The sequence below is a fragment of the Coprococcus intestinalis genome, assembly GCF_023656595.1.
GTDB lineage: Bacteria > Bacillota > Clostridia > Lachnospirales > Lachnospiraceae > Coprococcus_A > Coprococcus_A intestinihominis.
The window spans coordinates 1-25,486 of record NZ_JAMOKJ010000001.1; the positions used below are offsets into that span (position 1 = coordinate 1).

The 25,486-nt window shown below is 46.7% G+C and carries 23 protein-coding genes; 4 read left to right on the forward strand and 19 right to left on the reverse strand.

What is annotated here, in order from left to right:
• Positions 1 to 242: 242 nt before the first annotated feature.
• Positions 243 to 1,529, reverse strand: coding sequence for an alkaline phosphatase family protein (locus NBH03_RS00005; protein WP_015513654.1), 1,287 nt, complete (start codon positions 1,527 to 1,529; stop codon positions 243 to 245).
• A complete protein-coding gene (locus NBH03_RS00010; RefSeq protein WP_250795262.1) occupies positions 1,519 to 2,853 on the reverse strand; it encodes a replication-associated recombination protein A in 1,335 nt (444 codons plus the stop codon). Before NBH03_RS00010 ends, NBH03_RS00005 begins: the two co-directional genes overlap by 11 nt.
• A gap of 201 nt (positions 2,854 to 3,054) precedes the next feature.
• On the opposite strand from NBH03_RS00010, the gene NBH03_RS00015 reads away from it, so the two are divergent.
• Complete coding sequence (locus tag NBH03_RS00015; protein ID WP_117539974.1) at positions 3,055 to 3,996, forward strand: hypothetical protein; 942 nt, start codon at positions 3,055 to 3,057, stop codon at positions 3,994 to 3,996.
• A 48-nt stretch (positions 3,997 to 4,044) separates the two neighbouring features.
• On the opposite strand, the gene pfkA is transcribed toward NBH03_RS00015, so the two are convergent.
• From pfkA to NBH03_RS00035, 4 genes are all read right to left on the reverse strand, one after another.
• Positions 4,045 to 5,019, reverse strand: coding sequence for a 6-phosphofructokinase (pfkA, locus tag NBH03_RS00020; protein ID WP_177999704.1), 975 nt, complete (start codon positions 5,017 to 5,019; stop codon positions 4,045 to 4,047).
• Between the two features lie 86 nt (positions 5,020 to 5,105).
• Positions 5,106 to 7,637 (reverse strand): hypothetical protein, encoded by a 2,532-nt coding sequence (locus NBH03_RS00025; RefSeq protein WP_250795263.1) that lies wholly within the window; start codon positions 7,635 to 7,637, stop codon positions 5,106 to 5,108.
• On the reverse strand, positions 7,624 to 8,811 hold the full coding sequence (locus NBH03_RS00030; RefSeq protein WP_250795265.1) for a class I SAM-dependent methyltransferase: 1,188 nt from the start codon (positions 8,809 to 8,811) through the stop codon (positions 7,624 to 7,626). Before NBH03_RS00030 ends, NBH03_RS00025 begins: the two co-directional genes overlap by 14 nt.
• Before the next feature lie 147 nt (positions 8,812 to 8,958).
• A complete protein-coding gene (locus NBH03_RS00035) occupies positions 8,959 to 9,663 on the reverse strand; it encodes a hypothetical protein (protein ID WP_250795267.1) in 705 nt (234 codons plus the stop codon).
• Between the two features lie 101 nt (positions 9,664 to 9,764).
• Between NBH03_RS00035 and malQ the strand changes: the two genes are divergently transcribed.
• From malQ to NBH03_RS00050, 3 genes are all read left to right on the forward strand, one after another.
• A complete protein-coding gene (gene malQ / locus NBH03_RS00040; RefSeq protein ID WP_250795271.1) occupies positions 9,765 to 11,306 on the forward strand; it encodes a 4-alpha-glucanotransferase in 1,542 nt (513 codons plus the stop codon).
• Positions 11,303 to 12,043 carry a lysophospholipid acyltransferase family protein gene (locus NBH03_RS00045; protein WP_015513646.1) on the forward strand — a complete coding sequence of 247 codons (741 nt, stop codon included), beginning with the start codon at positions 11,303 to 11,305 and terminating at the stop codon, positions 12,041 to 12,043. The genes malQ and NBH03_RS00045 overlap by 4 nt, the downstream gene beginning before the upstream one ends.
• A 99-nt stretch (positions 12,044 to 12,142) precedes the next feature.
• Positions 12,143 to 12,622, forward strand: coding sequence for a hypothetical protein (locus NBH03_RS00050; protein ID WP_227082133.1), 480 nt, complete (start codon positions 12,143 to 12,145; stop codon positions 12,620 to 12,622).
• 83 nt (positions 12,623 to 12,705) lie between these two features.
• On the opposite strand, the gene NBH03_RS00055 is transcribed toward NBH03_RS00050, so the two are convergent.
• From NBH03_RS00055 to NBH03_RS00115, 13 genes are all read right to left on the reverse strand, one after another.
• Entirely contained in the window at positions 12,706 to 14,118 is a 1,413-nt protein-coding gene (locus NBH03_RS00055; protein ID WP_250795273.1) for a CCA tRNA nucleotidyltransferase, read from the reverse strand.
• Between the two features lie 8 nt (positions 14,119 to 14,126).
• Positions 14,127 to 15,029: a deoxyribonuclease IV gene (locus tag NBH03_RS00060; protein ID WP_117539964.1), complete on the reverse strand. Its 903-nt coding sequence runs from the start codon at positions 15,027 to 15,029 to the stop codon at positions 14,127 to 14,129.
• Positions 15,029 to 15,697 carry a polysaccharide deacetylase family protein gene (locus NBH03_RS00065; RefSeq protein ID WP_250795279.1) on the reverse strand — a complete coding sequence of 223 codons (669 nt, stop codon included), beginning with the start codon at positions 15,695 to 15,697 and terminating at the stop codon, positions 15,029 to 15,031. The genes NBH03_RS00060 and NBH03_RS00065 overlap by 1 nt, the downstream gene beginning before the upstream one ends.
• A gap of 383 nt (positions 15,698 to 16,080) precedes the next feature.
• Positions 16,081 to 16,950: a class II fructose-1,6-bisphosphate aldolase gene (gene fba / locus NBH03_RS00070; protein ID WP_250795280.1), complete on the reverse strand. Its 870-nt coding sequence runs from the start codon at positions 16,948 to 16,950 to the stop codon at positions 16,081 to 16,083.
• Positions 16,951 to 17,066: 116 nt separating this feature from the next.
• A complete protein-coding gene (locus tag NBH03_RS00075) occupies positions 17,067 to 17,690 on the reverse strand; it encodes a cytidylate kinase-like family protein (RefSeq protein WP_250795281.1) in 624 nt (207 codons plus the stop codon).
• An 11-nt stretch (positions 17,691 to 17,701) separates the two neighbouring features.
• Positions 17,702 to 18,118 carry a DUF3783 domain-containing protein gene (locus NBH03_RS00080; protein WP_117527371.1) on the reverse strand — a complete coding sequence of 139 codons (417 nt, stop codon included), beginning with the start codon at positions 18,116 to 18,118 and terminating at the stop codon, positions 17,702 to 17,704.
• A 23-nt stretch (positions 18,119 to 18,141) separates the two neighbouring features.
• The gene (locus tag NBH03_RS00085; RefSeq protein ID WP_015513640.1) at positions 18,142 to 18,585 is read right to left on the reverse strand and encodes a YwiB family protein; all 444 of its coding nucleotides are present in this window, start codon (positions 18,583 to 18,585) and stop codon (positions 18,142 to 18,144) included.
• A 148-nt stretch (positions 18,586 to 18,733) separates the two neighbouring features.
• On the reverse strand, positions 18,734 to 20,299 hold the full coding sequence (locus NBH03_RS00090; RefSeq protein WP_250795283.1) for a GerAB/ArcD/ProY family transporter: 1,566 nt from the start codon (positions 20,297 to 20,299) through the stop codon (positions 18,734 to 18,736).
• Positions 20,286 to 21,782, reverse strand: a complete 1,497-nt coding sequence (locus NBH03_RS00095; RefSeq protein ID WP_250795288.1) for a spore germination protein — start codon at positions 21,780 to 21,782, stop codon at positions 20,286 to 20,288. Before NBH03_RS00095 ends, NBH03_RS00090 begins: the two co-directional genes overlap by 14 nt.
• An 84-nt stretch (positions 21,783 to 21,866) precedes the next feature.
• Positions 21,867 to 22,541: a GntR family transcriptional regulator gene (locus NBH03_RS00100; protein ID WP_250795290.1), complete on the reverse strand. Its 675-nt coding sequence runs from the start codon at positions 22,539 to 22,541 to the stop codon at positions 21,867 to 21,869.
• 5 nt (positions 22,542 to 22,546) lie between these two features.
• Complete coding sequence (ispE, locus tag NBH03_RS00105; protein ID WP_250795298.1) at positions 22,547 to 23,449, reverse strand: 4-(cytidine 5'-diphospho)-2-C-methyl-D-erythritol kinase; 903 nt, start codon at positions 23,447 to 23,449, stop codon at positions 22,547 to 22,549.
• 129 nt (positions 23,450 to 23,578) lie between these two features.
• Positions 23,579 to 25,144 carry a DUF3794 and LysM peptidoglycan-binding domain-containing protein gene (locus NBH03_RS00110; RefSeq protein ID WP_250795303.1) on the reverse strand — a complete coding sequence of 522 codons (1,566 nt, stop codon included), beginning with the start codon at positions 25,142 to 25,144 and terminating at the stop codon, positions 23,579 to 23,581.
• 79 nt (positions 25,145 to 25,223) lie between these two features.
• Positions 25,224 to 25,448, reverse strand: coding sequence for a Veg family protein (locus NBH03_RS00115; RefSeq protein WP_147322299.1), 225 nt, complete (start codon positions 25,446 to 25,448; stop codon positions 25,224 to 25,226).
• Positions 25,449 to 25,486 lie beyond the last annotated feature (38 nt).

Sequence of the window (25,486 nt, forward strand, 5' to 3'; positions counted from 1 at the left end):
TGAGCACCAATAATGATGCTCTTTTCGTCATACAGTTTTCAAGGTTCAAATATATCTGAAATGCATTTCTGCAATTCATTCAAAAAATTTTCATTTTAGACTTGACTTTTAATAGTTAGTCTTTCCTTAATGGAACCAAGTTTCATTAAGGAATGATACAATGATATTTCTGAAATGTCAACTACTAATTTGAAAAATACATTGGCCGCTCCGTCGGTCCTTCTGTCTGCCGCCGGATCAAACTACCGGAAAATCTCCCGCAGAACCTTTCCCTTTGCCCCCGGAAGCTCCAGTCCCATGATCTCGGCCATGGTCGGGCCCTCATCCATCAGAGACATCTCTTCAATCTCCACTCCCGGCATAATATCCGGTCCAACAGCCATGAAAACAGTCTGATAGTCTTTCCTTCCCGGGTGAAAACCGTGGGTTGCCCGCTGCACCTCAGGAATCTCTCCCATATCCAGCTCATTCTGAAAATAAAATCCGCGCCGTGCTTCCAACATAAAAGTACATTCCGGGTCTGCCCCCAATTCCTTCGCCTTCTTCGATGAATAAATGGCCGCAATGCCATTATCCGGATCATTCTTCATGGCACACAGCCAATCATAGATTTCATTCTTGATCCGAATCTGCTCAGACTTCTCCAGTCCGTTCTTCCTGATATAAATATAAGCTGAACCATCACAATTCTGACAGTAAGCCTTCCAGTCTGTAATTCTCCCATGCTGTACCCTGATATATCCCTGCTCACGCAAAAATCGGTTGATCAATATAATATTCTGAACATCCAGCTGACTGTGATCACCGAGAAGCACTACCGTTGTATCCCGCTTCACGGACATTCCGCACCTGTGCAGCAAATGCATCAGTTCTCCGACTCTCCGGTCATGTCGCTCTATCGCCGCATGGGCTTCCTTCGAATGCACACCAAAATGATGCCGCTGTGTATCCAGATCTGTCAGATGTACAAACATCATATCCGGTCTGTAAGTCCTGATCGTATAATTCATGGAAGCCTGTACAAAATTGTCCAGGGCCGGCTGTCGAATACCGTCTCTGAGGCTGCCGAACTTCCGGTTCAAGGTCAACTGATACCCCAATGTGCCATTGGCCGCCGATGTCATGATCTGATTCGACCACCTGTGGTTGGCAAAAATTTCCGGAAGATTCCATGTAATATCAGACTTCGCCGTCACCGGCCATAAAAGGGCCGCCACCTGCATGCCCTTCTTCAATGCCTCATCATACAATGTCGTCCCCTGAATATACTTCCGCTGCCAGAACCAATCCGGCGATGAGCGTTCCGGCTGAATCAGAATATTGTTCACAATTCCGTGTTCTGCCGGCGGCCTGCCGGTCACGATCGTCGTATGGGCCGGATAGGTCAGTGACGGGTACACCGAACGGACTTGCCTGCAAAAAGCCGCATGGTCAATAAACTTCTTAAAGTTCGGCAGCTGCGAAAACATCTCAAAGTCCGTGCTGCCCAAGGCATCCAGTGAAATAACGATCAATCGCTTACTCTTCATCCGATTCATCTCCTCTGATACGCCGCATATGTTCCTTCATCTCTTTCTCATAGCCCAGATCTCCCATGTGATAGAACTTCTGATCCTTAAAAGCATCCGGAAGGTACTGCTGTCTGACATAATGATTCGGATAGTCGTGGGCATACTTATAGCCAATGCCATGTCCAAGCTTCGCTGCCCCGCCGTAATGGGCATCCTGCAGATAAGGCGGTACCGGAGCTGCCTGGGTTGAACGCACCAGGGCCATCGCCTCATCGATTGCCATGATTGCTGCGTTGCTCTTCGGTGCACAGGCCACATAGGCTGCTGCCTGGGCCAATGTGATCCGGGCTTCAGGCATTCCCAGTCTTTCAACCGCCTGGGATGCGGCAACAGCCACCTGCAGTGCCTGAGGATCTGCATTGCCCACATCCTCTGATGCACAGATCATAATTCTTCTGGCAATAAAAGCCGGCTCCTCCCCCGCATACAGCATTCTTGCAAGGTAATAAATAGCGGCATCCGGGTCCGATCCCCGCATGCTCTTAATAAAAGCTGAGATCGTATCGTAATGATTGTCTCCGTTCTTGTCATAACGCATCACACGGCGCTGAATACATTCTGATGCCACATCAACCGTAATGTGAATCTTCCCATCCGCTGACGGTTCTGTTGTCAAAACACCCAATTCCACCGCATTCAATGCCATGCGTGCATCACCGCCGGATATATCCGCCAGAAAATCAACCGCATCATCTGAGATCTCAGCTCCATAACTGCCCATACCGCGCTCTGTGTCATAAACCGCACGCCTGATCAGCACCCCGATATCCTCCGCTGACAGCGGTTTCAGTTCAAAAATAACCGATCTGGATATCAAAGCGCCATTCACCTCGAAATACGGATTCTCCGTTGTTGCGCCGATCAGGATCAGCGTGCCGTCCTCCACAAAAGGCAGCAGATAATCCTGCTGACCCTTATTAAAACGGTGGATCTCATCAACAAAAAGGATGGTCCGTTTGCCGTACATTCCCATACGGTCCTTCGCTTCCTGAACAACCTGCTCCATATCCTTCTTGCCGGCTACAGTCGCATTGATCTGTGTAAATGCCGCGCTGGTAGTGTTGGCGATCACCTTCGCTATCGTTGTCTTGCCTGTTCCCGGCGGCCCATATAAAATAATCGAGCTGAGCTTATCAGCCTTGATCGCCCGATACAGCATCTTGTCCCGTCCGAGAATATGCTGCTGTCCTACAATCTCATCCAGCGTTCTCGGACGAAGCCTTGAAGCCAGGGGCGACTCTTTCTCCATTTTGTCTTCTCTCATATAATCAAATAAATCCACTGTCACAACCTCCATATAGCAAAATCTTACCACATATAGCGAAAAGAAACAAGTGTTCTGTTTTTATTATTTTTCAAGTTTATAAACCTTTTAGAAAAGTTTACACTCAATTCATTGAACATCCAGTCCCAATCATGTATGATATCTATTGTATATACTGATATCCGTATGTACAACGCTTATTAGAAAGGACGAAACCCTATGGCTGGATTTTTAACATATTATCTGTTTGGAATGGAATCCTGTGATATGCTTTCCGACAACTATATCCATGAAGTCATTAAAAAGAATAACCATGCTTTTCTTCTGGGTCTTCAAGGGAACAATCTGCTCTCCTTTAATCCTCATACTTTATCCAAGCGTGGACTGTCCTATCGTACAGCTTCCCTGACGCTGCGCAACCAGGAATACGCTGCGTTTTTTAATAATATGCTGGATACATTAAGTGGCATGGCCGATCAGGAGCGCGATGTCTGCATCGCCTATATGGCAGGCTATCTCTGCTTTTTTACCATTGATCAGTCTGCTTCACCCTATATTCTTTTCAGGGTCTGGCAGGATCTTCCGGCCAAGTGCAGTTCATCCCGCATGACATGTCACCGTCGGAAGGTTGAGACAACCATTGACACAGTGCTGCTTCGGAGTCGCTGCCATATGGAACCTTCCCAGCTGAATTTTGAAGCACTGACCTTTGTCAGCCGCAAAGACCTGTCAGCCATTGCCTATCTGATGCGTCAGACGATCCAGACCACTTACAAGTACCGGATCTCCGCGAATGAAATCAGTACAGGCGTCCGCAATATGCAGCGTCAGAACATTCATTTACGCCCGAACAACCGTTTTTATCATTTGCTGAGATACCGGATTGAAGGCACTCTGCCAATCCTCCCTGCTCAGAAGAAGAAGGTCTATCAGGATTATCTGTCTGATGAACATGATTATATGAACACTGACAAAAAGCCGTGGTACACCTATCCCGGCTGCCCGGAAGCTTCCTATCTCTCCTTTGAAGAGATCTTTGAACAGGCACTTCAGAACAGTCATCAGCTTCTTGAGAACCTGGACAGCTGCCTTGCATGGGGCATGGACCGTGAAGAACTCATCAACAGCATTATTCATCTCATTCCCTATCCATCAATATAAAAAGAGCTCTTTGAGGTTTTATCTGAACCCCAAAGAGCTTAAATATATTTAATACATGACCATCAGACGGCTAATCAGGAACTGATACTCGTCGATGGTCTTTTTCATTGCCAATGCCTCGTCAATGTCAAAGTCCGTGAACTGACCGGCTTTATAGGCAATGACTCTGTTGGTCGCACCGCCGGACAACAGGTCAACGGCATAAGCACCCATTGTGGATGCGTATACCCTGTCTTTAGCTGTCGGCGAACCGCCTCTCTGAATATGACCAAGAATCGTGGCTCTTGTCTCAATACCTGTGGCCGTTTCTATACGTTTGGCCAGTCGATTCGAATCCCCGATACCTTCCGCATTGATGACAACATGATGTTTCTTGCCTTTCAAACGGTTTGAGAGGATTGTCTCGATCAGATCCTGCTCATCGAACTGTTCCTTTTCAGGTATCAGAATGCCGTCCGCACCGTTGGCAATTTCGCACCAAAGGGCAATATAACCTGCATTTCTGCCCATAACTTCAATGATGCTGCATCGCTCATGGGACATGGATGTATCTTTGATCTTGTCAATGGCTTCCACAGCCGTATTGACCGCCGTATCAAAACCGATGGTATAATCCGTACATGCAATATCCAGATCGATGGTTCCTGGGATACCAATGGTATTGATGCCCAGAGCTGACAGCTTCTGTGCTCCTCTGAAGGAGCCATCACCGCCGATGACGATCAGTCCGTCAATGCCATGCTTCGTAAGGATCTCTGCCGCTTTCTGCTGTCCTTCCTCAGTCATAAATTCTTTGCATCTGGCAGTATACAGAATTGTACCGCCGCGCCGCATAATTTCTGAAACGCTCTGCTTGTCCATATCAATGATCTCTTCATTCAAAAGGCCGGCATAACCGCGCATGATACCTTTCACATTCAGGCCGCTGGCGATAGCTGTACGCACGATCGCACGAATAGCCGCATTCATCCCCGGTGCATCTCCGCCGCTGGTCAAAACGCCAATTGTCTTAATCTCACCCATTTGATATCTCCTCCTTTATTCTCCCTGCTCCATCTCCTTACAGCAACTGCACAGGGCACTCTGTCTGTCCATATGACTTTTTAAAGTTAATCCATATAGCTATAGTAGACTTTTCCATTCTGCTCAAAAAGCTTTTCTGCTGCTGTCTGTGTCATGGAATATACTTCTCCCTTTGCAGGATCCGCAATCCAGACATAATCATTATCATAAGCCGTGATCAGACCGTAATTGTTGTTTGAAAGTTTGACAGCCACAACACGGTCGCGGTAAACAAAATGAAGCACATCATCCAGATTCAGGCCGCTCAGATCAATCGTCTCCGCCGGAAGTACCGCTGTCATCGCCGCAAATAACGGCTCTGCATCATCGATCGTGCCATTTAATTCCCAACCTTCGTAATCTGCAATCGTCTTGATCAAAATGCTGTTCATGCTCTGTGTATTGCTGGTCTTGTCAATACTGTCAATATTCAGATCCCAGATATAAGCTCTTCCGGCTTTCTGCCAGATCACCTGCTTGTGGCTGGTCATAATCGTGCCGGCGTAGGTCGTACCATAATCCACAGCCTCCTGGATCGTCGCAAATGCCGCATCCATGCGTCCCTTTGTATAAACATAATACTGCATTTCCACCTGATCCGTATCTTCGTATTCCCTTGAAATATCATAACCCGGATCCAGGTAACGGGCACTCTGTGAAATCGGCACAAAACTGTCGGATGTATTCAGATGCAGCCAGTTCTGCTGTCCTCTGATACTGTCTTTTTGTTTATCCACATAAATTTTCTGGTCATCATTTTCGATATTACGGATGATATAATCTTCACCAGCATCCTGATAATCCGTATAATTGCCGTTCTTTACAGCCTTGGCCAGCTTCATGGATATATTGCCGTCACTGATGGTCAGCCGCATCACATAGTCACCGCTCTTCTGATACGTCTTGACCTCATTATAATTCTCATCCATAATGTGCACTTCGCTGATCGGTGTGCGAATGACACCGGAGGAATCCTCTGTCAACATCTGTGGATCGATCAGACCATAGATCAGATCCTTTCCCGCATAGCCAAGAGGAACAATCCGCCAGTCGCCGCCTTCAATGGTTCTTTCCTTTCCGGAATTCAGATCAACGATCTTCAGCCGTTCTCCGGCATTTTCATCACCGCCGTCACACATAACAAAAATGCCGTCTCCCGATGCTGTACAATTGCTGCTGTTGAGGTCTTTGTAGGCCACATCCATTTTGCCCATATTGACATCGATGGCATAAACGGTATCTTCCAGCAAAAGATACAGTGTGCCGTCATCATTCATATAAGCCAGTTCCTCCAGGCCTGACCGCATTTGCTCAAAACCTTTATTAAAAGGAATAAAAACAAGATCTTCCAGAAGAACATCTTCATGGCTGAAATGATAAACCATCACGCCTTCCCGGCCTTCGTAATTACCGGAATGCATATAACCATACACAATAAAATACAAATCTCCGGTTTCAGGATCCGCATGAACAACCTTTATGCCGGCTTCATCCTGTCGTCCGCAATTGTGATTGTCATCCTCCTCCGTATAAACCTTGGTCATAATACGGTTGGTATTGTCATAAAGCCACAGCTGCTGATCGCCTGTTACCCAGATATACTGCTGCTGGTCTGTTCCATAGGAGGCATAGTCGATATCTGAAGCGTCTCCGATACCAAGCCTGAGTGCTCCTGAAGAAACAGTTATATCTGCCAGTCCGATATTCTCTGCCATCCGCCGTTCAAAATCCAGAAGATAGATCTTTGAATCTGTCCATCGCAGCCTGTAATACTCATTGACATTATAAAATGTATTAATATCTCCGGCTGAAGATTCTATCGTATAGGACAAGGTAAAAGCCGCCGTCTCCGTATTAATCTCCTTCAGACGAATAGCGATCTCGCTTGTTCGGTATGGCGCCATACTTCCCCATGTCACCGTATCCGATGATGAATACAGCGTCACCAAACTCTTGTCTGAACTCGAGGAAGAGGATGTTGATTCAAGATAACTGCTCAAAGCATCTGCACTGTCCTTATTGAAAGTCGTTTCATTGAAATCCAGGACAAACTTGAGTTTCTCAGCTACCTTCAGATCCGATCCGTAACGGACTCTTGTATAATAATGATAAACCTGATCCTGATCGTTTTTCAGCATCAGATGCAGACAATACTCCCTGTTGGAATACAGTGTGTTTTTGAATTGGAGCTGCATTTGAACCATAGCATTGACCTTTTCCATGTCGGTACAGTCTCCGCTTTCGATCAGATCTGTATACTGATCATTGTACAGCTCAAAACTGACAGAGGAAATGTTGTGTCCATAGGTATCCATACTCAGATTGATGGTCTTGCTCTCACCTACAGGTGTTAGCGTATCTCTGTAGTAACCGCCGTCTACCGGCTCTGTATACCCATGCATTTCATTCATGAGTTCACCGCCGGTACGCACATACAAAAGCGGCAGATCCGCGCTTGAACGCTGCTGCTCACCGCTGACCTTCCCCTGATTAAGCACAAAGCTGCTGACACAGACTGCTGCAATAAAAGCGGTAAGATAGGCCAGGAGCGTCAATAGTATCTTCTTAGTTCTGCTCATACGCCATCTCCCCTTCCATCTCCTTAAAAAGTTTCTCCAGGGTCAGCTCTGCACCAAAGAAATCTCTGCACTTCTGATAATTCTCCATCTGCTGCTTTCTGGCCGCCTTCGGCAAAAGTCCCTTGGACTTCACCCCACGGATCAGAATGTTCTTCGGTGTATGTTCCATATCGATAAATTCAAGAAGCTGCGTCTTATAGCCTTTCATTTCCAACAGCTGTCCACGCATGGCATCTGTCATCAGGGCAGCTGTCCGCTCTTTGATGAGCCCGTACTGAAAAGCCCCGGACAAAGTTTCACACTGCATCTTTCGGTTCAGTTCGTGCTGACAGCACGGCACGGATAAAATCACCGATGCATGCCATTTAACAGCCTTATATAAGGCATAATCGGTTGCAGTATCACAGGCATGAAGCGTCACAACCATATCCACTTCATCTGTGTCGTTATAATCCGCAATATCTCCGCATAAAAACTGAAGCCCATCATAACCATACCGGTCGGCCAATGCCTGACAGTCTTCGATAACCTTCTGCTTCAGATCCAGTCCCGTGATCCGGATGTCATAATGCTTCAGCACCTTCAGGTAATAATACATGGCAAATGTCAGGTAAGACTTGCCGCATCCGAAATCAATGATATGCACGGTTCTGTCGGTTGGCAGTTCCGGCAGAATATCTTCAATAAACTCCAGGAAGCGATTGATCTGTCGATACTTGTCATAACGTGTACGGATAATCTTCCCGCTTTCTGTCATAACGCCCAGATCAATCATAAAAGGCACTGCCGTTCCTTCTTCGATGATATATTGCTTCTTGCGATTATGCTCCAGATTCTGTGTCTCAATGCAGGCTGCTTTTTTGCTCTTTACTGTTGCCTTGCCCTTCTTGCTGACAAGCACCGTCACCATTTCATCCTGCATCCGGATCTGCGCCTGTCGGAAATCATGCAGTATCCATCCAGACAATGTCTCCAAAGCATTCTCCGCCGTCATATTCTCATGAAAAACCTGCTTGTCCGTATACCTGGATACCTGAAAATACAGACTATCCCGGATCATAACAGGCCGTACCTTTATCTTTATAAAGTCACCGCCGCCTCTTGCACCGCTAATGACCATATCTACCAGAAGCGATGTCAGCACACGCTTCAATAATTCTTCTATCTGATTCATCTAAACACCTTATCTATGTTTTATAAGAAACGCCGGAGTTCCTCAGAGCGCCGGCGCAATGATTATTATTCAATTCTATAGTTTAACATAACATTTTCTGTCTGTAAATTGCGGTAAACCATTTTTATAACGATTCACAGGTATTTTTCAATAATTTCTGCGATTCATCTGCTGATAACGCCATCTCCTGTGATGCATCTCACCCAGCAGCATGATCTGTATCATTTCTTCCATGCAGCTATCCCAGGTCTGATCCCCCTTTCTTTCTGATACAGCCGTATCTTCAGGCATCGTTATAAGCGCCGGGTCATTTTCCTGAATGACCGCAATAATCTCTTTGACAACCTGCTCCACCGCGATCCGGTCCGGGTAATTGTCAAACATCATGCTGTTCTCATATTCCAGCCGGTCGGCCGCATCCTCAATATAATACACCAGTTTGCGGGCCGTATTCGGGTAAAGCTGTTGCATATACAGCCAGTCTTCTTCCATCTGCCCCGGCTCCGGCATATCAGTCATGTACAGATCATCCGCTTCCTGTTCTTCCTCCTGCGCACATGACTGAGACTGAAGTCTGTTATTTTTTCCCGCAGTTCCCCATGATCCCCTGTAAGGCGGTCGGCCAGGCCCCGGCGGCGGTCCCCATGGTCCCTGATGAGGCGGTCGGCCAGGCCCCGGTGGCGGCGGTCCCCATGGTCCCTGATAAGGCGGTCGGCCAGCCCCCGGCGGTGGCGGTCCCCATGGTCCCTGATGAGGCGGTCGGCCAGCCCCCGGCGGTGGCGATCCCCATGGATCCCTGTACGGCGGTCGCCCGCCGCATGGCGGACAATTTCGTTGATAGTTGTATGCCATCTGTTTTTCCCCCTGCTGATAGGCTTCTGATTATAGACTATGCATTTATTCGTTTATCGTGTATAATAGGTGCAGGAATTTGAATTTGGAGGTAATATAGAATGAATGTTCAGGAAATAAAAAAAACACCGCGTCCACGCTACTGCGGTATCCTTGTTCACCCGACTTCTTTCCCGAGCCCTTATGGAATCGGTGATCTCGGTGATGGTGCCTATGCTTTTATCGACTTTTTATATGACGCCGGACAGACCCTCTGGCAGTGTCTGCCCCTTGGTCCGACAGGTTTCGGCGATTCACCCTATCAGGCTTTTTCAGCTTTTGCCGGTCAACCGCTGCTCATCAGCCCGGATCTGCTGCTGAAGGACGGTCTTCTTGAGAAGGATGACCTGGCCGATGTACCAGATTTCAACGATTATTCTGTTGAATACGGCAATGTGATCACTTATAAGGCTGCTCTGCTCCGCAAAGCCTGTGCACATTTTACTGCATCGGAGGACAAAGCCCTGCATAAAGCTTTCAACCACTTCTGCCGAACCGAGAAGGATTGGCTGGAAGACTATGCTCTGTTTATGTCTCTCAAAGATCTGCATCAGGGTCGTTCCTGGCATGAATGGTCGCCTCAGTATCAGGTTCTGGATACCAGGACCCGGAAGGCCGCACTGACCGAACTGGCCGACAGCATCACTTACTATCAGTTTATTCAGTTTATTTTCTTCAAACAGTGGCATGAACTGAAACTTTATGCCAACAAGAAGGGAATCTCCGTCATCGGTGATATTCCAATCTTTGTTTCACCGGACAGTGCCGATGTCTGGGCGAACCAGTCTCTGTTCAAACTTGACAGCAAAGGCTTCCCGACAGCCGTTGCCGGTGTACCACCGGATTATTTTTCAAAAACCGGTCAGCTGTGGGGCAATCCACTCTACAATTGGACAGAACACAAGAAAACCGGATATGCATGGTGGATCTCCCGTATCCGTCAGCAGCTGCAGCTTGTGGACTATCTGCGTATTGATCATTTCCGTGGTTTTGAAGCTTACTGGTCCGTACCGTACGGCGACGAAACAGCTATCAACGGCAAATGGATCAAGGGCCCGGGAGCTTCCCTTTTCCGTGCAATCGAAAAGGAACTCGGCAAAGACCTGCCGATTTTTGCAGAAGATCTCGGTGTGATCACCCCGCAGGTTGAGAAGCTCCGTGATACCTTCCATTTCCCGGGTATGAAGGTGCTTCAGTTTGCCTTCAATGACACCGCAGAAAGCGATTTTCTGCCTTATCTCTACCCTGAAAACTGCATCTGCTACACAGGTACCCATGACAATGATACAACGGTTGGCTGGTATCTTGAACTGGATGAGAAATACCGTGACAAGGTCCGCCGCTATATGAACTGTGACGGCAGCAACATCCACTGGGATTTCATCCGTACAGCCCTTGGCTCCACTGCCCGCTACGCGATTTTCCCACTTCAGGATCTCTTCGGTTTCGGAAGCGACTGCCGTATGAATACACCGGGTGCTGCTTCAGGCAACTGGGCATGGCGCTACACAGCAGACAGACTCTCACCGGAACTGGCAGAAGCACTGAAGACCATCAGCGAAGTTTACGGCCGTGACCGCGCACGTATGGAGGTCCACGCATGATTCGTACAATCCTTGTCCTTTTGTTCCTGCTCTGCTTCTTCATTATCAGCATCCCGCTGTACCTGATTGAAGCCATCATCGGACATTTCGACATCCATAAGAAAGAACGCAGTTCTTTTGTCATTGTCACAACGGCACTGAAGATCATTATCTGGCTCTCCGGTATTCATCTGATTGTTAAAGGCCAGGAAAAAGTCCCAAAGGATCAGGCGGTCCTCTATGTTTCCAATCATCGAAGCTATTTCGATATCGTAACATTGTACCCCCTGACCAACAATACCACCGGTTTTGTTGCCAAGAAAGAGCTGGAACGGATTCCTTTTATCCGACGCTGGATGCGCTATATGAACTGTCAGTTCCTTGACCGTGAGAATATCAAAGAAGGGTTAAAGACGATCCTCAACTGTATTGCCACCGTCAAAGGCGGCTGTTCCGTCTGCATTTTCCCGGAAGGTACACGTACCCCGGGGGATGACATGCTGGAATTTAAGGAAGGCAGCTTCAAGATTGCCGAGAAATCCGGCTGTCTGATCATCCCGGTAGCCATTACCAATACGGAAAATGTTTTTGAGAACCATATTCCTTTTATCAAGGCTTCCACTGTTATCATTGAATTTGGTGACCCGATCGATCTCAATGCCATGCCGAAGGAGGAACGCCGCCATATCGGCAGTCAGGTTCAGGGCATCATCGGCGGTATGCTGAAAGAAAACAGCCTTGCCAATGTCGAATCCTGACAATAACTTATTTTTTTCTCAAAAAACTATTTCTTTTTTGGCGAAAAAATGCTACACTTAAATTCGATTGATTTGAAATGTATTAAAGGAGGAAGTAACGTGACAATAGCACCTATTGCAGCCCTTGGCACCGCATGGATCGTCACTCTGGTTATTCTTGCCATTCTGATTATCGCACTTGTAATTGTTGGTGTATGGGGAAACAAGCAGCAGAAGAAATCAGCAGATGCCCAGCAGCAGCTTCAGGACGCTGCCCAGCCAATGACATTACTGGTTATTGATAAAAAGCGCATGAAGATCAGTGAGGCCAATCTTCCGAAGGTTGTCATCGACAACGTACCGAAGATGATGCGCCGTTCCAAGGTCCCGATTGTTAAAGCTAAGGTCGGTCCGCGTATCATGACATTCATGTGTGATGAGAAGGTTTTTGATATGATTCCTGTGAAACAGGAGATCAGAGCCATGGTCGGCGGTATCTACATTCTCAGTGTGAAGAGCTTAAGAGGCCCTGCACTGGTAACACCACCTAAGAAGACTTTCTGGCAGAAAGTCAAAGGTAAATTCAGCAAAGCCGAATAAAAAAACTGTCGGATTTTTCGAAATCCGACAGTTTTTTTATGTCAGACGCTTCGCAACTCAATACCTCTGAACCGCGCGCATTTTTACATAAAGAAATCCTCTTTTGGAGTAAATACGGCCGGATCATCTTTAAGCTTTTCGGCCAATTCCAACAGTTTTTCTTTGTTGTTCATCCTCTGGTCATCGATGACAGCCTCTGTCAGTTTGTCCAGTACTGCTCCAAGCAACGGTCCCGGTTCGATGCCGGCCCTGATCAGGTCCAATCCACCGATGGCTAACTGACGCACGGTAAAGCACTGTCCTTCCGCGATCACTTTGTGATATGTTTTCTCCTTCTCTGCCAGTAAAGCCAGTTTGCCCGGAATAACTGCCGGATTCTTTGCCTCAATATCTGCATGCTGGACTTTGATGAAATCCTCAAAGATATCCTGTCCGACTCTGTTTAGTGCCCTTCTGACACTGACTTCGGAAGCATCGTATTTCAAGCCATGCCACTTGACAAGTCGTACAACTTTTGTCCGGGTATCGTTGTCAAATTTAAGTCTGCGCATGATTTTCTCTGCATAGGCGGCACTAACCTCCGGATGCTTATAAAAAATCTCACGACCGCCTTCAACCACCTTTTTCACATCTGGCTTGCCAAAATCATGCATCAGCATGGTCAAACGCAGAACCTTGTCCGGCACAATATTCATCATCGTCCGAAGGGTATGTTCTTCCACATCATAGATATGGTTCGGCGTATGCTGGCTGACACCCCTGATTCTGTCATATTCCGGCAGAACAACCGCTGTAATGCCAAGATCACAGGCCAGGCGCATGTATTCGGGATGGTCCGACACAAGAATCTTCACCAGTTCCATCTGTATACGCTCCGCGCTGATATTCTCAAGCTGCTGTACCTTCTCTGTAATCGCTTCTTTTGTCGGTCCATCAATTTCAAAACCAAGCTGTGCAGAGAAGCGCACTGCACGCATGATACGCAATGCATCCTCATCAAAACGTTCCTGAGGCACACCGACACAGCGGATGATCTTTCGTTCCAAATCGCCGATACCATCAAAGGCATCCACAATTCCTCTATCCGGATTGTACGCCATGGCATTAATCGTAAAATCGCGACGCTTTAAATCCTCTAAAAGCTGACTGGTAAACTGGACTTCTTTCGGATGACGGCTGTCCTCATACTCTCCGTCAATACGGTACGTCGTAACTTCATAACCTTCTTTGCCTATCATCACTGTCACTGTACCATGCTCAATTCCTGTATCAATGGTATGCGCAAATACGGCCTTTACCTGTTCCGGTCTTGCGGATGTGGTAATATCCCAATCTTTCGGTTCACGACCAAGCAGACTGTCCCTTACGCAGCCTCCTACCACATAGGCTTCATATCCCGCCTCAGATAATCCCTTTAAAATTACTGCGGCATTCTCAGGAATTCTCATCGATAATCTCTCCATAAAATTCTCTCCCTCATCTGATGCATCTAACATTTACCTTCCTACTTCGCTGCCTGAAGGATTTTCTCTTTGAGCTGTGCATCAAAGAGTCCCTTTCGAATCATCTCGATTTCAAACTTATACGGTGCGTAACTTTTCTTCTTGTTCTCAGCATCCGGAATATACGGTGTCTCCAGTATCTTCGGTATCTGCTCAAAATCCGGACAGTTCACTACCTGCATCAGTGCCTCAAAACCAATCTCTCCAAAACCAAAATTCTCATGACGGTCCTTATGGGCGCCGCATGGATTCTTGCTGTCATTGACATGGAAAACCGCAATCTGATCCTGCCCGATCACCTTGTCAAACTGCGACATCACACCTGAAAAATCATGCACAATATCATAGCCAGCATCATGAACATGACAGGTATCGAAACATACTCTTAACTTATCATTGTATCGAACACCTTCATAAATGGCTGCCAGTTCTTCAAAATTCCGTCCAATCTCACTGCCCTTTCCCGCCATGGTCTCCAGCGCAATATTCACCGGCGTATCGGCCGTCAGCACGGTATTCAGTCCTTCAATGATCCGCCTGATGCCTGCTTCCTCACCGGCCCCCACATGAGCCCCGGGATGCAGGATCAGTACCTTGCTCCCCATGGCAGCCGTCCGCTCAATCTCTTTGGCAAGAAACTCTACCGCCAGTTCATAGGTCTCCGGCTTCACTGTATTGGCTAGATTAATAATATACGGTGCATGGATGACAATCTCATCCATTCCCTTCTCTTTCATCAGATTCCAGCCCTCCTCCACCCGGAGTTCCTCTATCGCTTTGCGCCTTGTATTCTGCGGTGCACCTGTATAAACCATCAATGTATCCGCCCCGTAAGACAATGCCTCCTTCACAGAACCAAGAAACATCTCCTTGCCGCTCATTCCCACATGTGAACCAATCTTCATCATTTTCCTCCTTGTGCCGCCTGACGATAGACCTTTCCGCTCTGAATGGCAATATCCCTGTCAGCCAGCAAATCATTCACTGTAACAAAAGTATAGCCTCTGCGCATTAAATCGTCAAGCGCCATCACCGCCCCCTGAACACTTTCTTCAAAGATATCATGCAGCAGGATAATGTCGCCGTCCTTTGCTTCGGAAATCACATAATCTGCGATCTCACCGGCACTTTTTCCCGTCCAGTCCTCGGTATCCACCGACCACAGGATCACCGGCACATTCAGACTTCTGCAGACAGCATTATTGACACAGCCATAGGGCGGACGGACTGCATAACTGAAATCTCCGATAATGCTCGAAACAGCCTGATACCACTGCAGGATTTCCTGTTTCTGCTGATTTTCAGACAATGTAGTCATCTGCACATGGTGATAGGTATGACACCCGATCTGATGTCCGTCTTCTGCCATCCGCCGGATAGTCTCCCTGTTTTCCGGAAGATCTGCCTGACTGCCGATGAGAAAAAATGTCACTTTCACATTTCGTTTCTCCAATTCATCCAGAAGCCAATCTGTCACTCCGGCTTTTGGTCCGTCATCAAAAGTCAGGGCGATCATTGGTTTTTTCTGTAAATCCGGATGAAAAAGAACTTTTGAAAATGCTTTTTGAGACACTTTTGAAAATCCGCCTAAAACTGAATGACCATTGTATTTTTGCTGTCCGCCCAAACAGCCCGCACATGTTATGATCACTGTTGCTGTCAATACAACTATGAGGAACACGCTCCGCGAGTTTCTCAAGTTATCGCGGCGGTCGCCTAAGTCTCGTGCAAGCACGGACTTTGGCTCGTTGCTCGCGTAAATAAAAAACAGAAGACCTGTCTTACGTCTCATTTCAAATGTCACTTCCCGCTCTATACATATCCATCATATGTAAGCGGCATTCAAATTATCCTGAAAAGCTAAAAATCCCAATCGATCATCCGGACACACATGTACCGAATAATCGATTGGGATTTCTCTATTGCGATGCTTCTAAACCGCCTTTATTATTTGTGTTATTCAGATGCCTTGCCTGCAGAACCGAATAATTCAATCTTCTCTCTGACAGTTGCTTTGATTGCTTCAGCACCCGGCGCAAGCAGCTTACGAGGATCGTAACCCTTGCCCTGAAGGTCCTTGCCTTCTTCGATATATTTTCTTGTAGCAGCAGCAAATGAAAGCTGACACTCTGTGTTAACATTGATCTTTGCTACGCCAAGATTGATGGCTTTCTTGATCATATCATCAGGAATACCTGTACCGCCATGAAGAACGAGAGGCATCGCACCTGTCTTCTCCTGTACAGCTGCCAGTGTCTCAAAGCTGAGTCCAGGCCAGTTAGCCGGATACTTGCCATGGATATTGCCGATACCTGCAGCCAGCATGTCCACACCAAGATCTGCAATCGCCTTGCACTCATCAGGGTCTGCGCATTCGCCCATACCAACAACACCGTCTTCTTCGCCGCCGATGGAACCAACTTCTGCTTCCAGAGACATACCCTTTTCAGCACAAATCTTGACTAATTCCTTTGTCTTGGCAACATTCTCATCGATTGGGTAGCTTGAACCATCAAACATGATAGATGAAAAACCGGCTTCGATACATTTATAGCAGCCTTCATAAGTGCCATGGTCAAGATGAAGAGCTACCGGAACTGTAATATTCAGTTCTTCTATCATTGCCTTCACCATAGCAGATACAGTCTTAAATCCACACATGTACTTGCCTGCACCTTCTGACACACCGAGAATAACCGGTGAATCCATCTCCTGAGCTGTCAGCAGAATAGACTTTGTCCACTCAAGGTTGTTGATGTTGAACTGTCCTACTGCATAATGACCTGCTTTCGCTTTCTGAAGCATTTCCTTTGCTGATACTAACATAAAAAATTCCTCCATAGATTGTGTCGATCATTATCGATCATTGTCGGTCACAACCAGTCAATATCGGTCATGACAATGTTATTATAGCCCTTTTTTCATAAAAAGTAAATGGTAATTTACTTAAACTTGATATCAATGTACTGACAGATCAGATCCACTGCCTTGTCAATGCCAAGGGAACTGGTGCTGATCGACAGATCATATGTATGGCACGCCTTCCAATCCTGTCCTGCATAATAGCCAAAATAGCTGTCACGCTTCTTGTCCATGGAATGAATCTTCTTCTGTGCTTCCTTCTCATCCAGATGATCCGAAGCCATGATGCGCTTCGTTCTGAAATCCTTGTCTGCACTGATGTAGATCCTGACGCACTTCGGTTCATCACGCAAAATATAGCCTGCGCATCGTCCGACAATAATGCAGTCATCCTTGTCAGCGATCTCCTGAATAACCTCTGCCTGCTTGTTGAACAATTTGTCACTGGACAAAGTATTCTCAAAAGGATTCATGGATGTATTCATCGTAAAAGTATTCATCGCCAGCATATACAGAAAACTGTCTGTCGGCTTCTCATCGACTTTCTCGAAATAATCTTTCCTGATACCGCTTCGTCTTGCCGCAAGATCCGCAATATCTTCATCATAGACCTTAAGGCCAAGACGTTTGCCAAGCTTCTCGGCAATCTCCTTACCGCCGCTGCCGTACTCTCTGTTTAAAGCAATAATTAAATGATCCGACATCTTAACTCCCCCTATTCTGTCTCTTTATTGTCTGTCACTTCGGACGGTGTCTGACTGTGCATACTCTCATGCTCTTTCACAAGCTCATCATGAAGTTCCAGTGAATTCCAGCCGCAATTCGCCTCTGTCAAAACCGCCTTCAACGCAACCGGCTGAATCTTCATCTTTCTGAAGCCGTGAAGAAAACTATCCAGCATACCGCCGGTAAATCCCTTCAGGATCAGCATCTCATCTTCAAAACCTTCGCCTTTATAAGTCTCTCCGCTGAGGGAATATCCCGGCACACCGGCAATCGCACCGATGGCTTCTGTGTACTGCGCCCGGTCCACAACACGGATCTTCAATCCCAGTGTCAGACACAACATGCGGATCTGCCGCCCTCTTTCCGAATTCAAATTATAAAAATAAACGGCTCCATTCTGTTTCATCTTCTGTTACTCCTATATTATAATTATATTATATGCAGCTCGGCCTTCTCTTTAGACGCAACCCTGATCACAACACGACATTCTGAAATAAATACATCATTCATATGAAGATCATAGACAATCTCTGTCTCAATGTTCTCCCCTTCCTGCCTTGTCCGCAGTCTGGATGTAAATATCTCCATCTGGATGACTCCGGCCGGTGTATGGTACTGGGAAGAAATCTGCTTCTCCTTCTCAAATACCATATGGACCTTGCCCGCACCGCGTCGGATCACATCTACTCTATCCTCGCCGATCTTGATCGTATTGCCTGACTGCTCACCGCTTTCAGGATCAATCTCATCATACAGAATATAATGTTTGCCGTTTCTATAGTAATAAGCCGCCCCGGCGATCAGCTCGGTAGTTGCATCTTCACCAAGATCTGTCTGGTGGCCTCTGACTGTCAAAATGACGTTCTCTGTCATATCAATTCCTTTCTCTTTCAGACGTTATTCTCTCCCGGCTATTTCATTCACTCTGCGTACAATTTTCACAGACTGCATCATGTCGGAAATGACACATGGAAATAAAAGCCTATATCGAAATTATACCATATCTTTCTCTGTTTTTGAATTATTTATAGCTAATTAGCTCGATTATTTCCGGAATACCGCTGTTATTTTCAAACACAGGGATCACGGTTTCATCTCCTGCCCTGCCGCCGATAAAATTTTCCAGAATACTCATGGTACAGCCTTTATTTTCATAATTATTCTGGCAGAGTTCATAGATAAAAACCCCAACAGAGCCATGCACATCGTCATCCAGCTGTAAAATATCTTCTGCAGTATGTTCGGCACGAGCAATAAGTGCCGTTCTTCGTATGGTCTTTTCATCTGCCAGTTCATTCATCACCTGGCTTCTTTTTTCCTGATCCTCAAATAAATCTTTTCCCATCAAAATAACAGGCATCTGGCTGTAATCCGTTGTTTTATCCGAGGATGCATTCAGAAGTTCCGATGCTTCTGAAACAGATGCTGCCGCAATTACCCGCATCGGCTCAGCCTCCCCTGCATCCGTCCCTGTCAGAGCAGAAAGATCCGGAAAACCATAACTGATTTTTAAACCGCCCTCCGGATCACTGTCTATGCCCATACACATAATATAATTGCGGTTTTGAGGCTCTCGCTCTGCATAACAGCCGCATAGAAGCCCCGCTGTGATCAATATTCCAAAAAGCAGTGCCAGTTTTCTATCCATTTTTGCATCTTTATTTTCTGTCCGGATCAGTCCTTTTGCAGCCACTGTCAGATGTATCAGCATGCCGCCGGCAAAAACAAAAAAACTCATCATCCACAGCATGACAAAGAAGATATCATAACGTGAGATGAAGTTTCCTGGAAATCGGATCAGCTGCAGCACCACCCCAAATGGATACCGCTCACCCGCAATGCCCTCCGGACTCAGCAGACAGACTGTCAGCCCTGTACTAAACAACAGCATGAGTCCTGCACCGGCAAAGGCCACCGGATAGATGCCTTTTCGCCGATTCTGTCTTTGAATGCACCGCCACAACAGCAGCGGCTGGTCACTCAGCATAAAAAAGGCCGCACCGGCCAAACCGTTTTTCAGCATCAGAAGCAGGCTGATGCCACCTTCCTGCTTCACGCTTTCAACCATCAGATACCGCCAGCAGCCGCTTTGGATCACCTGCTGCAGACCAAATATAAAAAGAAGAATCAACGGCAGACAGATCAGCCATCCCATGAGTTCTGACATTCTCCCCCGCACCTCCATACCTTTTCCGGCGCCATAAATCAACGCTGCCATCAGAAAAATGATGGGCAGCACACGGCCATACGCAACCGGTATTCTGTCTGCGATCACAGCGCAATAAAAACGCAAAGCCCATATCAGTCCTGCCAGATAAAAAATCAGCCACAGCAGGCAGAGTATTCCCGGCAGCTTTTGTTCTGAGAGTCTGATGCCTGTCTTTTTTTCATACTGATCAAACATACAAAAAGATGCCTTATAATAAATCAGCACGAGACCAATTGTCAGCAGACTGCCCACAAGCATTGTCAGCGATGAAGCTTGTTCCTTTGCTGCTGTCAGTGAAAAAAGCCCCGCTGCCAGCATATCCAGCATAAAGATCCAGGATGCCTGACGCCCGGAGATCATCTGATTATCTGATATCATTTTTCTTCTCCTTTCTCAGTCTGCGTCTGTGTCCTTTCCGTGTAAAATACGGCCGCTCATACATTTTTCCTAATGGCATACGCCAGATATTGTCCTGCCACTTGCCTTTCGGAGCCATCTCTGCCGAAACAAAGGGCAGCATATAGGGAATACCAAAACTTTTTAGGCCGGACAGATGGGTCAATACGGTCAGTACGGCCGCTGTCAGTCCCACAAAACCGCCTATGGATGCTGCAGCAATAAAATAAAATTTAATCATCCGAAATGCAGATGCAAACAGATCATTCGGAATAGTAAAAGCAGACAACGCAGTCAGAGCCACAAGAATAACAACCACCGGACTGACAATATGCGCATCAACCGCCGCCTGACCGATAATCAGACCGCCGACAATCCCCAAAGTACTCCCCATAGGTCCCGGCAGCCTGATGCCTGCCTCCCGCAGCAATTCAAATGCCAGTTCCATCACAACCACCTCCACCGGCAGCGTAAACGGAACACCCTCCCTGGAAGCCGCAAAACTCAGTGCAAAACTCAGCGGCAGTGCCTCCGGATGAAAGCCTGCCAGTGCAATATACATTCCCGGCAAAAGAACTGCAAAAAATGCCGCCGCATAACGCAGTATCCGTACGAAATTCGCTGCATCCCAACGGTCATAGTAGTCATCCGATGCCTGAAAAAAGCATGCAAACACAGTCGGCAGCAAAAGAACCATGGGGGAATTGTCCACAACCAACACAATACGGCCCTCTAAAATGGCTGAGGCCGCCTTATCCGGCCGTTCTGTGGCCTGATACTGAGGGAACGGCGAGTACCATTTTTCTTCCGTCAGGGATTCCAGATAACTGCTGTCAAGGATCGCATCAATTTTGAAACTCTCCAGCTTTCTGATAACCTGCTTAAGCATTTCCGGCCGTACAAGATCCTCCATATACATCAACGCCACATCTGTTTTTGAACGGACACCGATGGTCATCTGCCGGCTCTTCAGCCGTGTATCTCTGATCCGCCGCCGAATCAGCACGGTATTCACCCTGAAAGATTCCGTAAAGCTTTCCTTGGAACCTCTGACAGACACTTCTGTTTCCGCCTCTGATACCCCGCGCCCCGGCAGATTCTTACTGGAAACAATCATGGCCTTTGCCATGCCGTCAATGAGAATCGCCGTATTGCCTTTGAGGACCTCATCAATCAGCATCTCCATCTGATTGGTTTCCTTCACATCTGCTGTCGCCAGATATTTATTAAAAATAACCTGCCCGGCATTTTGATCTGGCAGCTGTATCCGATCAAAAAGGAGACTTTTCAGCACAACACCATCTATAAAATCCCGGTCATACATGGAATCCATATAAACAACATACATTCCCAGCTTTTCATCACCCACCAGAATCCGGCGCATGACGGCATCGGCACAGCCTTCAAAACGGGATTCTATATACCGGATATTTATTTCCAGCTCAGTTTCAATCTTATTGTGCATTCCAAAGCCTCCTAAAAAAATAAAGATACCGCAAGCAGACCATTGTCTGCTGCAATATCTTTATTCTCTGCAAATGCTGCTTTTTTATGCTTCCTGCTCCTGAAGCTTCTTGATTACCGTCAGCTCCTGGATATAAATATGTTCCTGGATCAGGCGAACTGCCTCTTCTTTGTTCTTGTCAATGATGGCATCCACAATCCTCTGATGCTCTTCCACCAGTCTGTCATGGGACTGTGTATCCTTCAGATATTCCAGACGGTAACGATACATCTGTTCCCGGAGATTATTTAAAATCTGGATCAGTCTGGCATTCTTCGTTGATCTGAAAATAATATCATGGAAAGCCACATCCTTCTCTGCGATGGTTGTCAGATCATCCTTACCAAAAGACTCTTCAAAATTCTTACATGCAAGCTTCAGATCATAGATATCATCTTCTGTAATTCTGTCACAGGCAAGCTCGATCGCCAATTTCTCGAGGGAGGTACGGACTTCCAATACATCTCTCAGATCCTTCTCTGTAATCCGTGCAACCTCTGCACCTTTTCTCGGAATCATCACAACAAGGCCTTCCAGCTCCAGCTTACGAATTGCTTCACGGATCGGTGTTCGGCTGACTCCCAGCTTGTTGGCCAGTGCAATCTCCATCAGACGTTCTCCTGGTTCCAGTTCTCCTTTGAGAATCGCTCTTCTCAATGTATTAAATACAACATCTCTTAATGGGAGATATTCATCAATTGTCATTTCAAAGTCCTTCATCCTGCCTACCTCTTTCTTTGATTCTTACGTGTGCCTTTTATTTTCTGATTAAATGGTCTGGTCAGATAAATCTGTCTCGCCAAGCCGCTGGCTTTCATATCTTCAAAGGCTTTCTTCGCCTTGTCTTCATCATCAAAAATACCGAATACAGTCGGTCCGCTACCGCTCATCAAAGCATTCACTGCCCCCGACTGCATCATCTGCTGCTTGATATCTGCAATGACCGGATGTTCCGGAATCGTCACAGTCTCAAGTACATTGCCAAGACGATCCGTGACACCATAAAGATCCTTCACCTTCAGCGCTGATACAATGCCATCCACATCCGGATGCAGGGTCTCTTCATTCAATTTCAGATGCTCATAAACATAACGGGTGGACACACTGATGGATGGTTTCGCAATTAAAATCGGACAATCCGGAAGCGGCGCCACCGGCGTCAGAATCTCACCAATTCCTTCCGACAATGCAGTGCGGCGCATCAGACAATACGGAACATCTGCCCCCAGCTTCACGCCGATCTCCCTGAGCTTCTTCTGGCTCAGCTGCAAATCAAAGAGCTTATTCATACCGTATAAAACAGCAGCACAATCCGTACTTCCGCCTGCCATTCCTGCAGCCACCGGTATATGCTTCTCAATGCGGATACAGACACCCTGCTTTATGTCAAACTGCTCCATCATAACCTTCGCCGCTTTGTAGGCAATATTGCGCTCATCCGTCGGCAGGAAGGATAAATTGCATGTCAGCCGGATGCCCGGTGTCTCTGTTTTCTCTATATCAATCTGATCATACAGCTTCAGCATCTGCATAACCATTCGAACTTCATGATAGCCGTCTTCTCTGCGTCTGACTACATCTAATCCAAGATTGATCTTCGCTCTGGCTTTTAGTCTGATCGTATCCATAATGATTCCCCCTGTATTCCCCTTAGAGGTGGTTTCAACTCCCATCTTATGTATTTCTCTGTGTATCGTGTATACAATATAATTGTAAAATACAATCTGCAATTTTGCAATACTTTTTTTCGGAATCTTTCAAAAACGCATCTGTTTCATGATCAGCAGACGTTCCCCCTCAGAGATCTCTTCCTTTTCAATATGATTCAGCCGCCGGATTTCCTGGGCTGTTGTACAAAACTGTTTTCCCAGGGAAAATAATGTATCACCCTTTTTAACAACATAGCCTGTCATATTCGGCAGAGATTCCATATATCCGTCATTGGCCTCACCCTCAGAGATTTCCATCATCACATGGAGCGTCATATATTGGCAGACCAGGGTATCCAGGCGAACCGTCATTTTCACCTCTGCCGTATCACCGCTCGCCATCACGGCACTGATCTGATCCAGATACGGCTGCACTTCAAAACAAACATCCTTCGGCAATACACCGGTCTCAATCATACAGGCAAAAGGGATCATCACACCGGCAATATCCAGGGGCAGATGGTCATCCTCATTAACATAGAGAATATGCACATCCGCCACACCCTCTGCCCTTATACCTTCTTCCGTCAGTTCCAGACGGTCCATCCTGATTTCTGCCCATGGATGACAAAGCTGCAGAAACCCGGCATGTTCTCCCGGCATGCGCACCTTTTCATACAACTTACACTCTGTCTGATTGCGAATGCATACCCGGCGCATCGCTGCCTCCTGATAAACCGGCACCAACTGACGTTTCAGACTGTACACATCCGATACAGTCTGCAGTTTTTTCTCTTCATACGCTTCAAGATCAATCTCCAGAACCATCTCTGCCATCACCAGACGCATTTCGCCATCCATATCCGCTTTCATTTCCAGGGACTGAGCGATTTTATGTAAATGACTATTGACGATCATATCTTCTCTCATGCCGCTGCATGGAAGCTCTGCCTGCCATGGCAGATCTGCTTCTGCATATTCAAAAGGATTTTCTTCATTTTCCCCGCTGTAAAGACAGAATACAGAAGCCTCTCCCCTCAGCAGCAGTTTATCATCCTGGGGCCGTATATCCACGCGTCGGTTCTGGACCTCACCCCAGATCAGTTCCAGCATATTGGCCTTATTACCCGGGAGCGTCATTTCTTCCCGTATACGGATTGTGTCCTTTTTCCGTACAGCGATCCCACTGACATCAAGTGTCCGTCGCTGCAGACATAAATGTTTCTCTGTATCCGATATTTCACTGACAACAGGTATCTCTTCCACCGCAGACGCATGGACCTTTACATTGACAACGGATCTGACACTGACTTTCCTGCTGTGGATCATGGTCACTCTCAGATCTTCCATCTCACAATCCACCCGTATTCTCGCTTCTTCTGTCAAACCGTCCATATTGACAACTTCTTCAAAAGGCAGTTCACCTTCCATATGATCCAGTGTACAATTCTGGCGGTCTTTTAAATAAGCCATTCTCCAGAACAGACTGCCTTTTAAAATCATTTTGTCCGGCATCGTCTTTATATTCTGTATCTGTATTTCGCCGTTCTCCACAATCACTTTTTCAATGTCCGATTTATTATCCGGCACGTTATAATCCTGATCCAGTGTCACCTGTAAAGCCACTGAGGATCTGAAATGCATCGCCTGCAGCATCTGTGTATCTGTCAACATAAAAAATCCCTCCTCACATCCATATCCTATTGATATGCCTGTAAGAAAGGATTTATGCGTTATATATGAAATCTGCGGATTACTTGCAAATAACCAGCTGCACATCACGGGTCAGAACATCTGTATAGCTATACGATACCACTCTCTCAGCGTTATCTTCATCTGCATTGATTCTTACCGTAAATATGCTTGGATAGCTCTCCTGTATCACACCTTCGGCAACTGAGTATTTATGACGGCCTTTATTCGCTCTCACACGTACTCTGCGTCCGATATTCGCATCTACTGCTCTCCTGACGTTCATAATATCTTTCTGCTGCAAATCCGTTCACCTCTTTCAAA